We start from the raw sequence: 13684 nt of genomic DNA, 5'->3' as shown, positions 1-13684 counted from the left end.
TCACGGAATGGTCGAGCGTCGTGGTGCGGGTCTATGGCTAAGCCATATTTTTATGATCTTTGGCGTACTCGTAGTGTTTTTTCCAATATGGTTGGCTTTTGTAGCATCAACTGTAACCCAGCCTGAAATCGTGCGGCCGCCTATGCCGTTGATCCCAGGCGAACATTTTTGGGAAAATTACAAAGCCGCGCTCTTTTCAGGCGTCAACGTGCCAGTTCTAACGATGCTGCTTAATAGCTTAGTAATGGCGCTGGGGATTGCTATTGGAAAAATCGCAATTTCGTTATTGTCTGCTTTTGCTATCGTTTATTTCCGCTTCCCAGGGCGAACTACTTTTTTCTGGATGATTTTTATTACTTTGATGCTCCCTGTAGAGGTACGCATAGTTCCTACTTTTGAAGTGGTTGCAGGTTTTGGAATGCTGAATAGCTATGCGGGACTTATTTTTCCTCTGATCGCTTCTGCAACTGCTACGTTTTTATTTCGTCAATTTTTCCTCACAATTCCAGATGAACTCGCCGAAGCTGCTCGGGTCGACGGCGCAAGGCCAATGCGGTTTTTTATAGACATCGTTGTCCCAATGAGCCGTACCAACATCGCAGCCTTATTTGTAATTTTATTCATATATGGTTGGAACCAGTACCTTTGGCCGCTGTTAATTACTACAGATCCGAGCATGAATACGATTGTGATGGGTATCAATCAGATGTTCCCATCCGGCGATGATGTAGCTGAATGGCCAGTCATTATGGCGACGTCGATTTTGGCCATGGTTCCCCCTGTGATTGTTGTGGTTTCAATGCAAAGCCTTTTTGTCCGCGGCTTGGTTGATAGCGAGAAGTAGAATGGCGACGGTAAGTTTAAACAACGTAAAAAAGAGCTTCGGTTCAGTGGATGTCATACATGGTGTGAGCCTGGATATTTTTGACGGAGAATTCATTGTAATCGTTGGGCCGTCTGGCTGTGGAAAGTCCACACTTCTTCGAATGGTTGCTGGTTTGGAAACGGTGACTGAAGGCGACATTATTATCGCAAATCAGCGTGTTAACGAGAAAGAGCCAATGGAGCGAGATATCGCAATGGTCTTTCAAAACTATGCATTGTATCCGCATATGTCTGTTAGAGAAAATATGGGATACAGCCTGAAGATAGCGGGTTTGCCGAAAGCTAGCATAATGTCAAAAGTTGATGAGGCGGCCAAATTGCTTCAATTGACTGAATTGCTGGATCGCAAACCACGGCAATTATCTGGAGGGCAACGCCAGCGTGTCGCGATGGGGCGCGCAATTGTCCGAGAACCATCTGTTTTTCTTTTTGATGAGCCTTTATCCAACTTGGACGCCAAATTGCGCGTACAAATGAGGTTGGAAATAAGAGAGCTTCAACAGAAACTTGGAATTACCTCTCTTTATGTGACGCATGATCAAGTCGAAGCTATGACAATGGCGGATCGAATGATCGTTATGAATAGTGGCGTCGCAGAACAAATTGGAACCCCTTTAGAGGTCTATGAAAGGCCGCAATCATTGTTTGCAGCACAATTCATTGGAAGCCCCGCAATGAATGTGTTTGATGCGCACGTCAAAGATAAATTCGTTTATCTCAATGAAAGCAAAGTCGTAGCCACTAAGTTGCCAAATGGCCCTGTTAAATTTGGCGTTAGGCCTGAACATTTAGTTCCTGATCAAGAAGGAACTATCAGCGTTGAGATGCGCGTGTCCGAACCTTTAGGTGCTAACACACTCTTGCATGGTCACTTAGAGGCCACATCCGAAGCTATAACTGTGAGTGTAAACGGTGTTCATACCCTTGATCATGCATCAAATCTTATGAAGTTTAGTGTGTCTGCTGCGAACATCCATCTCTTTGATCCAGCTTCACAAAAGAGGTTGGATCATGACTAAATTGGATGCTGCGGAAGCTTTCCGTGGTGCCGAAAATGTGGTCAGAATAATTGGGCACAGGGGGGCACGTGGAATTCTTCCTGAAAACTCAATGATCGGCTTTGAGTTTGCTCTAAATACAGGAATAAATTTGTTAGAATTTGATGTGGTTATGACCGCGGATTTTGTTCCTGTAATAACCCACAACCATCGACTACACGCTCCGACCTTTCGTGAGCCAAGCGGTTTATTTATTAGCAAAGAACAGCCTATTTCAGAGCTTACGCTAGATGAAGTCCTACAGTTTGATATTGGTCGGATTGATGGCACTACAACGTACGGGCAGAGGTTCAAAGACCAAGCGCAAATCGATGGCATTCATGTGCCCAAGCTGGACGATCTCTTAAACCTAGCTGCCAGACCTGAACACTCTAATACCTTCCTAATGCTTGAGATTAAGTCTGATCCACAGCGTTCCTGCGATATGCAGTATCGTAAACGCCTTGTTAAAGAAGTCGTTGATGCGGTCAGAGTGGCGAAATTAGCTGACCGAACGCTTCTGCATAGTTTCGATTGGAAGTTGTTGAATTTATGCCAGCAGTATGCGCCAGATTTCCCCACTTCTTTCCTCACACATTTAAATCCTCCAGAGACTTTAGAAGGGGAAGACTCTTCGCACTCTGTTGCGCCGGACTTCACAGGGTTGAGTGCTCAAATTCCTCAGCTAATCAAAGATGCAGGTGGGCGTGTTTGGTGCCCATATTTTGATGAGGTCACCAAAAATATGGTAACGGCTGCGCAAGACCTTGGATTGGTGGTAGCGGTTTGGACCGTCAATGAGGCCGACGACATCATTCGGATGCTGGATATTGGAGTTGATGCAATAGTAACTGATTATCCGGGAAGAGTGCAGCGACTGATTGCAGATGCCGGCATGAGGCCCAACATATAAACAGGCGGCGCGAGCCTTTTCATTAATCAGAGTTCTTAGGATTACCGCTTAAATACGCGACAAGCGCCAAGTGGAGTCTAGCCCTGCATTGGTTCGATAGCCCACAGTATCCACACCGGCAAACATTCCGTCGCGCTCCACTAGAACGGTGCGCCAGTTTCTTGCCGCGGCTCCCAGTATATCAGTATGAAGAGTGTCTCCGCACATTGCTATTCGTGACGTCGATGTGCTCGGAAGAGATTTTTCAATCATTTCGAAAACTTCGGGAAACGGTTTTCCATAGAATTTAATATTTTCTATGCCATCATCTGCTAAAAGATGTCCGAAGTGTCCGGGTTCAAGGGAAAAACCGTAATCACGCGGAGCAGCAATATCAGCATTTGCGATAATTAAAGGTCGTGGCTTGCGTAACAGGGTATCGCGCAGGATGAGCTGGTATTCTGGGGTCCAGCTTTCAGTAGATAGAAACAAAAAACCGTCGACGTTGTCGTAATCTTTCGCTTGATCCGATAGCTTGATTGTATCTTTTCCAATATCTTCGAGCTGATCTGCGTCAGCAGCAATGCAGCCCCACAGTCTGTCGTCTAAATCTTTTAGCGCAGCATCTCGACTAGTTATGATTTCTTCTGAATCGATTTGGATGCCAAGATCCCGAAATTTTTGTACGGCATGATCATGGGAGTAGCTTGCAGCGTTGGATAGGATTCGTATCTGCAACCCAAGATGACGTAGTTCTTCAAGTCTTTGTGCTGCGCCAGGTATCGGTGTTTCTCCCACATTCAGAACACCAAATGCGTCAAATACAAAGGCGTCAATCTCATCTGCAATTTCAATTAGTGAAGCAATAAACACAGAGCTTTTTGCACTGACAGCGCTCGGCAATCGATGCCTGATGGCTTCGTATCTGTGAAATATACTCGCGACGTCGTGCATATGTGGGACGGCCTTTCGTGCAACCTGGTTGCTTCATAGCGTTGCGTATCCTTGTATAGCAACAAAGTTACAAAACAACAAAAAATGAGCTATTTGGCAAAAAATATCAAATATTTTAGGTATGTAATGCTTTAATTTTGCGTTGTTTGTTAAATTTGTAATAAAAGATTACAAATAGTGTTGCTTTGTTGCTTTTGTGGTGTATCGTAAGCGCTCGAGGGAGGAATATGCCTTGGCGTCAAAAAAAATTAGAAGACATGAGCTAATCATGGAGCTTGTAAGAGAGCGTGGTGGCGCAAGCGTCGGCGCTCTCTCAGAAATGCTTGGCGTCTCGATGCAAACAATTCGGCGAGACGTCGATTTGCTGTGCGATGGGAAAACTTTACGGCGAGCGCATGGTCGAATTGAGCTCGCGGCTGGCCATGTGAATACGCCCTTTGATCAACGTGCTGGAACCAATTTGATGGGTAAGCGCGCAATCGCCTCGGTGGTCGCGTCCCAAATTCCCAATGGAGCAACATTATTTATGTCAATTGGCTCCACGCCGCTGACGGTCGCTCGTGCTTTGCGCTATCATAAGGAGCTTACGGTCATCACAAATAACCTGAGCGTTGCGATGGCTTTAAGTGAAGAGCTATCTAATCGCATTATCCTTCCGGGTGGTGAGCTTCGCCTTCCAGACCGCGACTTTGTGGGTGAGGAAGTCGTCTCATTTTTCAATCGTTATCGCGCTGAATTCGCCGTCTTTGGAACTGCTGGTGTCGCGGAAGATGGTCGTTTGCTTGAATTTCATGAGGCTGAAGTTCGGGCGAGTGAAGCGATGCGCATGAATGCTCAGCGTTCAATACTTGTTATCGATAGTAGTAAGTTTGGCCGGCTTGCTCCTGCCGCTGGCGCCATGATTTCTGAAGTCAGTGAGGTCATTTGTGACCATCGACCTGACGTTACTTATGATCCTGTCGTTGAGATGATTTCGGATAGAATTTCTTTTGTAGGAATAACTGAATGACCCAACCAGTAGCCTTTGTGGAAATCAGTGGTGTTGCTAAGCGTTGGAATGGTCAGCTTGGGGTTGAGGATGTGTCCCTTTCTATTCCACGGGGAGCATTTGTAGCCCTTTTAGGGCCAAGTGGTTGCGGAAAATCAACAACCTTGCGCCTCTTGTCAGGTTTAGAGCTGCCAGATCAGGGACGTATTACAATTGATGGGGTCGATGTCACCAACGCGGCGCCGTCAGATCGTAATTTGTCGATGGTTTTTCAATCATACGCGTTGTTTCCGCATTTAACAGTTTCTGAAAATGTTGTTTTTGGCCTCAAGGTCCGTAAGGTTTCAGCGCCTGAACGCAAGGCTAAACTCCAGCGAGCTCTCGAGATTACAGGTCTGCTGGGATATGAAGATCGCAAGCCAGGCGAATTATCAGGTGGACAGCGCCAACGTGTTGCGTTGGCTCGAGCTATCGTAGCTAACCAGCCGCTATGTCTGATGGATGAGCCTTTGTCCAATCTTGATGCTAAACTACGCGCATCTGTGCGTAAGGATATTAAGAAACTTCAAGTGGATCTTGGAATTACTGTTGTTTACGTCACTCATGATCAGACCGAAGCCATGAGTATGGCGGATATCGTCGTCTTGATGAAGGATGGCCGGATACAACAGGCCGGTACCCCAGAAGAGCTTTATTATTCGCCTGCAAATACGTTTGTTGCAGAGTTTGTTGGCTCGCCACCGATGGCTCTAATCAATGCTTGCGATGTAGGCGAGTTCGATGGAGTCGAAAAAGTTGGGTTGCGAGCAGAAAACATCACTGTTTCAAAAAAAGGCAAAGGACGCCTCACATGTACCGTAACAGAATGCGAATTTTTGGGTTCTGAGACTTTTGTCGGATTAGAGCACAAATCTGCATCGGGTTTGACACTCAGCTTGCCTGGGCTCCACAACATTTCATCCGGTGAGACGATAGAAATCTCGTTCGCGGATAAAGATCTCCACCTTTTCGATACTGCAGGCAATCGGCTTGCAAATCATGCCCGATAAGGGCTTAGCGCATTAAATTTTAATGCAAATCAGGGAGGACTAAAATGAAACTTTCATGCAAACTAGGAGTTGTTGCGACCGCTGCTACAGCGTTTGCCACACCCGTTGTCGCGGACACCGAACTCACTATGTACTACCCGATTGCTGTGGGTGGTGCGTTAACCGAAGTGGTCGATGGGATCGTAGCCGATTTTGAGGCAGCTAACCCCGATATTACCGTAAATGCGATTTACTCAGGCAACTATGACGATACTCGTGTACGAGCCCTTTCAGCTTTGTCGTCGGGTGAACCTGCTCAATTGGCAGTCATGTTCTCAATCGATGCTTACGATTTAATTGAACAGGAGCTCATTGTCGCGTTTGACGATATCGAAGGTGTTGATCCAGCATGGCTGGACAGCTTTTATCCTGCATTGATGGCAAATAGCCGTATCGAAGGAAAGACTTGGGGTATTCCATTCCAGCGCTCAACCATTGTTGCTTACTACAACAAGGATATGTTTCGAGCTGCTGGTCTAGATCCTGAAAGCCCGCCTACGACGTGGGAAGAGATGATTTCGATGGGGCAAGCGCTGACGAATGGCGATACCTATGGACTTATGATCCCGTCGACGGGATATCCGTATTGGATGTTCCAGGCATTAGCCATTCAAAATGGTAAAGAGGTGATGTCAAACGATGGTTTGACAACTTATTTCGATGATGAAGCCGTTGTCGATACTCTTGAGTTTTGGCTGTCGCTTAGTCAAGAACATGGCATAATGCCTGAAGGTACAGTTGAATGGGGAACATTGCGTCAAGCCTTCCTAGAAGGGCAAACGGCAATGATGTGGCATTCAACTGGCAACCTTACGGCCGTCAAAAATAATGCTACTTTTGATTTCGGTGTCGCAGAATTGCCAGCGAATGTTCGTCCAGGCTCGCCGACTGGTGGTGGTAACTTCTATGTTTTTGAAGATACCACACCCGAGGAACGTGAAGCAGCTCTTCGTTTGATTGAGTTTATGACTTCGCCTGAGCAAGCTGCAGCTTGGTCAATTGCTACCGGGTATATGGGGGTATCGCCTGCTGCATATGAGACCGAGGCTTTGCAGGCCTACACCGCAGAATTTCCTCCCGCATTGGTTGCTCGTAACCAGCTTGAGAATGCAGTTGCAGAGTTCTCAACGTTTGAGACAGCTCGTGTCCGTGAGGGTCTGAATAATGCAATTCAGGCAGCACTGACAGGAACTGCTACTCCTGAGGCAGCCTTGTCGGAAGCTCAAGAAGCAGCAGAGCGCCTGTTGCGTGCTTATCAGTGAAATCACTATGGGCGCCCATAACATTTGGGCGCCCAATGTCTCGCAAAGGCTAATTTTATGTCACGATTTGTTCAAATGGAGCGACGACGGCAGGCTGTATACGGGTGGATCTTGCTCTCTCCCGCAGTGGTTCTCTTGAGTACCTTTGCATTTTACCCATCACTTGCAACCTTTTGGTCAAGTATCTTTAGTCGCCAAACACGTAGGCGCCCAAGCGAGTTTGTTGGCTTCGAAAATTATTCTGATTTGTTCGCGGATCCGACCTTTTGGAAAGTTGTAACCAATAATCTAATCTATGCCGCTGCGACTATCCCGATATCAATTGCAATAGCTTTGGCCATGGCACTTTGGGCCAACTCCAAAATCCCAGCCCGTGGCTTCATTCGGACTGCGTATTTTACGCCTACCGTTCTTCCTATGATTGCTGCGGCAAATTTGTGGTTATTTTTCTACACACCGGGATTAGGTGTGTTGGATCAAATTGGCGGCTTGTTTGGATTGCCGAGTGTGAATTGGCTTGGTCAGCCCTCTACCGCGTTGTGGGCAGTTATCATTGTCACAATCTGGAAAGAGGCCGGATTTTTTATGATTTTTTATCTAGCCGCACTTCAAACCATTCCAGAGGATTTAAAAGAGGCTTCCGATATCGAAGGTGCAAGTCGTTGGACTTATACGCGGCGCATTGTGTTGCCTTTGCTAATGCCGACGACCCTTTTCATAATGGTGAATGCGCTGATTAATTCGGTAAAACTTATCGACCATTTATTCATTTTGACTAAAGGCGGTCCGAACGATGCGTCCAAACTAATACTCTATTACATTTGGGAGATGGCGTTCGCATTCTTTGATGCGCCCCATGCTGCTGCTATGACTATCCTTGTGCTTCTGGTGCTGGGGGTTGTGGCCGGTGTGAAGTTCACCGTTCTTGATAAGCGGACGCACTATCAATGAGCCGTATTATTCAAAATATTGAACCAATCGGGGCTATCCTGCTCGCTATAGTTTGGATTTCGCCCTTGGTCTTTGCCTTCTGGGCTGCGTTTCACTCAACTTCGGATGCAGTGAATTTCAATCTAACGGCAAGTTGGACCTTTGATAACTTTCGGACTGCTTGGGATGGTGCTCCGTGGATGCGGTATTTTTTAAATACGTTTGCATTGGTCACTATCATACTCATCGGGCAGTTCGTTGTTACAACCTTAGCGGGCTTTGCTTTTGCTCAAGTACGTTTTCCTGGCAGGGACTTAATGTTTATCCTTGTGCTTATGCAGTTGTTCATACTTCCTGAAGTTCTGATTGTTGAAAACTATGCCATGGTTTCGCGTATCGGTCTTTTCGACACAATCCTTGGCGTTGGGATGCCTTACATGGCCTCTGCTTTTGGTATCTTCTTGATGCGGCAGGCTTTCAAAGGCGTTCCCGTGGAGCTGCATGAAGCTGCGCGAGTGGAGGGTTGTGGTTGGTTTGGAATTTTGTGGCGTGTTTATGTGCCATTGGCGCGGCCTACCTATCTTGCGTATGCATTGGTTTCGGTTTCTACCCACTGGAACAATTTTTTATGGCCGCTTATTGTTACCAACTCACCTGATACGCGTCCACTCACTGTTGGCTTGTCAATTTTTGGCGCGCCTGAAAATGGAGTAGATATAAGCGTAATCTCTGCAGCAACAATGATGTCCGTTGCGCCTCTTCTGCTGGCTTTTTTAATCTTTCAGCGTCAATTCGTGCAGGCATTTTTGCGGGCAGGGATCAAATAATCCAATGGCTCGATTTTTGCATCTGACCGATCTACACGTGGTTGCAGAAGGAAAAACTGCTTCTGGTGTCTTGGATACTAGGGCTATTTTGTTAAATACGATCGATCAAATCATCGAAATGCTATCCGCTCTTGATCCGGTCGATGCTGTGTTGGTTAGTGGCGATTTAAGTGACGATGGTACCGCATCTAGTTATCAATTCGTACGCGCACAATTAGATCGATTGGGCGTGCCGGTTCTTCCGATACCTGGGAACCATGACCACAGAGAGCATTTTAGAAATGCATTTAGTGATTTGCCGTTTATGCCCGATTGTGGTGCTATAAATTGGCAGACCACAGTTAACGGAACTTTGATTGTGGGCCTCGATACCCTAATCGAAGGAAGCGGGTCAGGAGAAGTGAATAAAGATGGCCTAGCTTTTCTAAGCTCTGCGATGTCTCAGTCAGTTAAAACTCCAACCGTCGTGTTAATGCATCACCCACCCTTCAAAACGGGCATTAAATTTATGGATGCAATTGGGTTAAGAGGCATTGATGAATTCAGCGCAATAATGCGTGATGTCAAACATAGCATTATAATTCTAGCTGGGCATGTACACGGGGTGCATTACGGTCAGGTAGGCGGCCATTCAGCCGTAACTGCTCCGTCGGTTTGCAGTGCATTTGCGCTCGACAGAAGAACGGATGCTTTTATTGGCTTTTTTACCCAACCAACCGGTTTTGGCGTCCTTGATACAGAAATGGGTTACCATTGGAGTGCAGTTCCAACATCGTATAACGGTGGCCCTTATGCTTTCTGAGTGTAGTTAGAATGGACCATGCACCAATAATAGTTGCTCTGAATTTAGCTGCTGCCGCCGGTCTTTTGATTTGGGCGGTAAGGCTGGTTCGCACTGGTTTTGAGAGGGCATACGGAAGCAACATCCGCCTCTGGATGAGGCGTACCACACAAAACAGGGTCAGTGCTGCATTAACTGGTATAACCGCCGCGACGCTACTGCAAAGCTCAACCGCTGTGGTGCTTTTAATGGCTGGTTTTATGTCCAGTGGCGCTTTGGGCACAATGTCAAGTCTAGCGCTCGTGTTAGGAGCGGATCTTGGATCTGCTATCGTGGTACAGGTTCTCAATTCTAGAGTTGCTATTTTGGAGCCAGTGCTTCTCTTAGTTGGGGTCATTTTTTTCTTGAGAAGTTCTCGCAGAACTCTGCGACAGGTTGGACGCATTTTTATCGGGCTGGCCCTAATTTTTGTCTCCTTAGATTTAATTCGGATTGCAAGTGCACCTGTAGCTGAAGCTGAAGCTCTTCAAGCTGTTACAAGATATTTAGCAAACGATTTGATCACTGCTTTTATAGTTGCTTCAATATTTGCTTGGTTTGTTCATTCTAGTGTGGCGGCAATCCTATTGTTTGCGATGTTTACTGCCTCTGGAATTCTTCCCCTAAATGCAGCTTTCGCAATGGTTTTAGGTGCAAATCTTGGAGGTGCGTTTATCGCGTTTGTTTTGACATTGCATGCTGATCTGTCTGTCAGGCGTGTTGTGATTGCAAATTTGCTGCTGCGCGGCGGAGGCGCAGTTGCAGGCTTAATGTTTGTTGCCCAGTTTCAAGTAGGCGAGCTAACAATGGGTGTCAGCGCAGAACAGCAGGTTCTAGGATTACACTTGGTATTTAATTTTTTCTTAGTCATCCTGGGGCTAGTGTTTTTAAGCCCAGTTTTACGAGTTGTAGAACTCATGGTTCCTAATAAGCAAACAAGTGATGGACTAGTTTTCGAACGCTCTGCTTTAGATCAATCGGTGCTTGATCAGCCTGAGCGTGCTTTTTCATGTGCTCGCAGAGAAATGGTTGAGATGGGTAACCGTGTTGAAGCAATGTTACGAGAAGCCGTTGGTTTGTTTGATGTTTATGATCAGCGCGTGGCAGATCAGTTAAAAGAAGAGCATGCTCAAATTTCTCGAATGGCTACCGATGTAAGGGTTTACCTTTCCAATATACAAAGCGCCGATAGGAAAGAGGAGATCGGTACACGTGCCTTCGATTTGTCAAGTAATGCAGTGAACATAGAAACTGGCTCAGATGTAATCGCCAGAAAGCTAGTTGGGCTTGCACGACGTAAATTCCTAGAAAAGACAAACTTTTCAGATCAGGGGAAGGCTGAACTTTTAGATTTTTATGATCGTGTACTACGTAATATTCAGCAGGGTATTGTGGTGCTGATGTCTGATGATGTGGGTATTGCGCGTGCGGTGGTAGAGCAAAAAGAAACTATAAGAGATCTTGAGCAAGAGTTGGAAAAACAACATTTGATCCGCTTGCGCGAGGGGCAAATTGCCTCCATTGAAACAAGCGCTATTCACATTGATCTTTTAAGATCTTTGAAAACTTTAAACTCTTCATTTGCAACCTTGGCGTACCCACTTTTGACTGAAGCAGGTGAATTGTTAGATAGTAGGTTAGCGAGCGCTTAGAGGTGCTAGCAGTTTATGCACCGCCAGCATGCTAATACGCTATGTTCAACACAGTGGTTGCGTTCCAAATTTGGGTGCATTTTAAAACACATTTATAAGCACACCAAAAAATGTTATTTCTAAATTATTGTAAATCAACAGAAATATATAAACATCTTCATTGAAAATCCTCGTGTCGGTGGTTCGATTCCGCCCCCGGGCACCACTTAAATAATAAAAATCAACCCCTTAACCGCATTCGAGTTGCGCTCACCGGATAGGCGCATTGGGCTGGGTGCCCGTTGGGTGCCATGTAGCAACGTCTAGTGCCGAATACGCGCACCGTTCGGTCGGAGCAACGTGTAAAACACCTTGGCACCTGTGGTCGACACACGCACGTGCAGGCCGTTTACTTTCTGGTCGCGGACCTCGTACCGTTTGGTGGTCGCGGGGCGCATCGCGTCGAGCGATTTGGTTGTCAGCATCTGTTTCATGCAGACATCATAAGACACCCAGAATCCGCGTGTCAGGGTATGGTTTGGCAGGTTCTGTGCCGGATCGCATACGTATGCTTGGGATTGCCCATATCCAGAGGCTAGTCTTCATCTGGCAGTTGCTCGGGTTCTTCCCAGCCCAAAGAGCGAAGGTGTTCCCAAACATCGTCGAAGCGGGTTCTTAAGCGGCTTGAAAGGCTCAGAAAGAATTCGTCGACCGAACCGGCGCTGGGGCATATTGGTTGCTTGGCTTTCAACAACTCGAAAAGACGGTCAGGTACTCCGCCTGCATCCCAGATTTGCCCATTCTCTCGGGTTGCCTCTAGCACCTGATCCAGCATTTCTTCCGTCATACCTTCGGTGAATGGCCTTATGAATCTGTCAAAGTTGGCCTCAGCATTCCGGTAACTTCCTGAGTTGCCGAACCTTTCAAGCGCGTTTGGCCAGAACATTTTTGCAGCGACTACATTCAATACTTCTGCGGCCTCAGTGCGCGAAAGGTCTGCGAACCTTGTTAGGAGTGCCTCTTTAAACGGTTCAAGCTCCACAGCTGCAAATGCTTCTGGGTAGTCTACAAGCTGTGCATCGGAGCTCGCAACTTCCTGCAAAGCAGCCAACGGCGCCTCCTCAACCCTTGGCAGAAGCTCAGGGAAGTCTGCAAGCATGGCTAGCGCGCGCGGTCGCAACTCCGGATCGTCATCATTGATCAGCTTTGCGACAGCTGTAAGAATCTCTTGCCAGCTTTCTGATCGGCGGAGCCGCAGCGCGTTCAGCGCGTCAACAATACGAATGCGATGATTGTCCCATTCGGCAGGCACGTTCTTAATGAGAGACTTTGCCAGTATTATTCCGAAATTCTTAAGGACTTCGCTACGCATACCAGAGAGGTATTTGTCTTCAACGAATTGGATTGCTTTTCCCTCGTCACTTGGGAACCCGGGCGATTGGACGTCGGTACTAAAGGCCTCGAAGATCTTTCGCCCTTGTACGGGGCGCTGACTCAGGACGATGTCCACAATGCTCACGATATGCGTTCGCACCAACTCATCAGTCGGTTCAAACAGCTTATCTTCTACCGCAAATGCCGGGTGAGCGCACAGGTGCCGATCCTCGTAAAGCCTCTGCAGGAGGCGATGCTCCTGCAAGTTCATCAGACCCATCTTTGTCTTGGCGTGCTCAAGCAAACTGCGTTCATGCTCAAGCAGCTTTGCGACATCGTTCGCCGCAATAGCTTTGTCCCAACCGCCAATGAATGTCGTGGCTTCTGCATCACCTGCTGCAGAAAGTTCCCGGTACTTAAGCAAGATATCGAATACCAACGCCACCCACGCTGAGGAGATCGCTGCGCGATACGCTCCCGAGCGATAGGCGCGCAAGGCTTCAGTGTAGTACGTTCTAGACCTGTGGTCTCTGATTCTGACGATTTCTGCGTCGAGGTCTTTCAATGCCATAATTAAGAACCTTGGTCGTGGAGGTGGCTACAGGGCCACAAAAATCAATCAATCAGGCACGAACAACTTTCTCAAGGCTCGGAACTTGGCCTTGGGTGCCGTGGGGGTGTCCCACAGCGTAGGCTAGAATGATCTGAAGGGGAACGGATCGGGGCAGTCTGCTACTCTTAAAACATTGAAGTCACGATATTACTTGCGCGGATTGCTACGGTTTGAACCCCTTTGGAATCTAATCCGGGAAAATTGAAAATCCTCGTGTCGGTGGTTCGACTCCGCCCCCGGGCACCACTTCAAAAAACCGGATAAACTGTGTTGATCTTCCTTTTGTGCCTCAAATGTGTTGGGCCACATATTCGGGACGTGTTCGGTCAGGGCGTTTGTCAAGAAATCCTTGCGATAACGCAACGGGTTGCGGCTGTCCGGCG

13 protein-coding genes are annotated in these 13684 nt (G+C 47.2%); 10 read left to right on the top strand and 3 right to left on the bottom strand.

Translation table 11 applies throughout. The features are described from left to right. Nucleotides 1-7 precede the first annotated feature (7 nt). From ugpE to RYZ18_RS05320, 3 genes are read left to right on the top strand one after another with little or no spacing between them, the layout of a single operon-like run. Entirely contained in the window at nt 8-844 is an 837-nt protein-coding gene (gene ugpE, locus RYZ18_RS05330; RefSeq protein WP_317655829.1) for a sn-glycerol-3-phosphate ABC transporter permease UgpE, read from the top strand. A gap of 1 nt (nt 845) precedes the next feature. Further along, on the top strand, nt 846-1904 hold the full coding sequence (locus RYZ18_RS05325; RefSeq protein ID WP_317655354.1) for a sn-glycerol-3-phosphate ABC transporter ATP-binding protein UgpC: 1059 nt from the start codon (nt 846-848) through the stop codon (nt 1902-1904). After that, a complete protein-coding gene (locus tag RYZ18_RS05320; RefSeq protein WP_317655352.1) occupies nt 1897-2835 on the top strand; it encodes a glycerophosphodiester phosphodiesterase family protein in 939 nt (312 codons plus the stop codon). The genes RYZ18_RS05325 and RYZ18_RS05320 overlap by 8 nt, the downstream gene beginning before the upstream one ends. A 48-nt stretch (nt 2836-2883) precedes the next feature. Here RYZ18_RS05320 and RYZ18_RS05315 read toward each other — a convergent pair whose 3' ends face one another. Beyond that, complete coding sequence (locus RYZ18_RS05315) at nt 2884-3768, bottom strand: HAD-IIA family hydrolase (protein WP_317655351.1); 885 nt, start codon at nt 3766-3768, stop codon at nt 2884-2886. A gap of 232 nt (nt 3769-4000) precedes the next feature. Here RYZ18_RS05315 and RYZ18_RS05310 point away from each other — a divergent pair, with 232 nt between their 5' ends. Genes RYZ18_RS05310 through RYZ18_RS05280 form a run of 7 tightly spaced genes read left to right on the top strand, consistent with a single transcriptional unit; the run spans nt 4001 to nt 11335 of the window. Then, the gene (locus RYZ18_RS05310; RefSeq protein ID WP_317655349.1) at nt 4001-4777 is read left to right on the top strand and encodes a DeoR/GlpR family DNA-binding transcription regulator; all 777 of its coding nucleotides are present in this window, start codon (nt 4001-4003) and stop codon (nt 4775-4777) included. Beyond that, nucleotides 4774-5805 carry an ABC transporter ATP-binding protein gene (locus RYZ18_RS05305; protein ID WP_317655347.1) on the top strand — a complete coding sequence of 344 codons (1032 nt, stop codon included), beginning with the start codon at nt 4774-4776 and terminating at the stop codon, nt 5803-5805. Before RYZ18_RS05310 ends, RYZ18_RS05305 begins: the two co-directional genes overlap by 4 nt. Nucleotides 5806-5849: 44 nt before the next feature. Beyond that, entirely contained in the window at nt 5850-7106 is a 1257-nt protein-coding gene (locus RYZ18_RS05300) for an ABC transporter substrate-binding protein (RefSeq protein ID WP_317655346.1), read from the top strand. Between the two features lie 57 nt (nt 7107-7163). Next, on the top strand, nt 7164-8057 hold the full coding sequence (locus RYZ18_RS05295; protein ID WP_317655345.1) for a sugar ABC transporter permease: 894 nt from the start codon (nt 7164-7166) through the stop codon (nt 8055-8057). Next, nucleotides 8054-8863, top strand: a complete 810-nt coding sequence (locus RYZ18_RS05290) for a carbohydrate ABC transporter permease (protein ID WP_317655344.1) — start codon at nt 8054-8056, stop codon at nt 8861-8863. The genes RYZ18_RS05295 and RYZ18_RS05290 overlap by 4 nt, the downstream gene beginning before the upstream one ends. 4 nt (nt 8864-8867) lie before the next feature. After that, nucleotides 8868-9665: a metallophosphoesterase gene (locus RYZ18_RS05285; RefSeq protein WP_317655343.1), complete on the top strand. Its 798-nt coding sequence runs from the start codon at nt 8868-8870 to the stop codon at nt 9663-9665. A gap of 11 nt (nt 9666-9676) precedes the next feature. Continuing rightward, entirely contained in the window at nt 9677-11335 is a 1659-nt protein-coding gene (locus tag RYZ18_RS05280; RefSeq protein ID WP_317655342.1) for a Na/Pi cotransporter family protein, read from the top strand. A 302-nt stretch (nt 11336-11637) separates the two neighbouring features. On the opposite strand, the gene RYZ18_RS05275 is transcribed toward RYZ18_RS05280, so the two are convergent. Beyond that, nucleotides 11638-11808, bottom strand: coding sequence for a hypothetical protein (locus RYZ18_RS05275; RefSeq protein WP_317655340.1), 171 nt, complete (start codon nt 11806-11808; stop codon nt 11638-11640). Nucleotides 11809-11909: 101 nt separating this feature from the next. Beyond that, on the bottom strand, nt 11910-13259 hold the full coding sequence (locus RYZ18_RS05270) for a hypothetical protein (protein ID WP_317655338.1): 1350 nt from the start codon (nt 13257-13259) through the stop codon (nt 11910-11912). Between the last annotated feature and the right edge of the window lie 425 nt (nt 13260-13684).

The sequence above is a fragment of the Roseovarius sp. 10 genome (assembly GCF_033100315.1).
GTDB lineage: Bacteria > Pseudomonadota > Alphaproteobacteria > Rhodobacterales > Rhodobacteraceae > M30B80.
Note: the sequence above shows the minus strand (reverse complement) of the source record. Positions and strands in the feature narration are given on the sequence as shown.

Excerpts from the sequence above, each read along its gene's own strand:
- RYZ18_RS05295 (WP_317655345.1), top strand. The coding sequence starts at position 7,164 with ATGTCACGATTTGTTCAAATGGAGCGACGACGGCAGGCTGTATACGGG.
- RYZ18_RS05300 (WP_317655346.1), top strand. The coding sequence starts at position 5,850 with ATGAAACTTTCATGCAAACTAGGAGTTGTTGCGACCGCTGCTACAGCG.
- RYZ18_RS05320 (WP_317655352.1), top strand. The coding sequence starts at position 1,897 with ATGACTAAATTGGATGCTGCGGAAGCTTTCCGTGGTGCCGAAAATGTG.
- RYZ18_RS05305 (WP_317655347.1), top strand. The coding sequence starts at position 4,774 with ATGACCCAACCAGTAGCCTTTGTGGAAATCAGTGGTGTTGCTAAGCGT.
- RYZ18_RS05285 (WP_317655343.1), top strand. The coding sequence starts at position 8,868 with ATGGCTCGATTTTTGCATCTGACCGATCTACACGTGGTTGCAGAAGGA.
- RYZ18_RS05315 (WP_317655351.1), bottom strand. The coding sequence starts at position 3,768 with ATGCACGACGTCGCGAGTATATTTCACAGATACGAAGCCATCAGGCAT.
- ugpE (WP_317655829.1), top strand. The coding sequence starts at position 8 with ATGGTCGAGCGTCGTGGTGCGGGTCTATGGCTAAGCCATATTTTTATG.
- RYZ18_RS05325 (WP_317655354.1), top strand. The coding sequence starts at position 846 with ATGGCGACGGTAAGTTTAAACAACGTAAAAAAGAGCTTCGGTTCAGTG.
- RYZ18_RS05275 (WP_317655340.1), bottom strand. The coding sequence starts at position 11,808 with ATGAAACAGATGCTGACAACCAAATCGCTCGACGCGATGCGCCCCGCG.
- RYZ18_RS05270 (WP_317655338.1), bottom strand. The coding sequence starts at position 13,259 with ATGGCATTGAAAGACCTCGACGCAGAAATCGTCAGAATCAGAGACCAC.
- RYZ18_RS05280 (WP_317655342.1), top strand. The coding sequence starts at position 9,677 with ATGGACCATGCACCAATAATAGTTGCTCTGAATTTAGCTGCTGCCGCC.
- RYZ18_RS05290 (WP_317655344.1), top strand. The coding sequence starts at position 8,054 with ATGAGCCGTATTATTCAAAATATTGAACCAATCGGGGCTATCCTGCTC.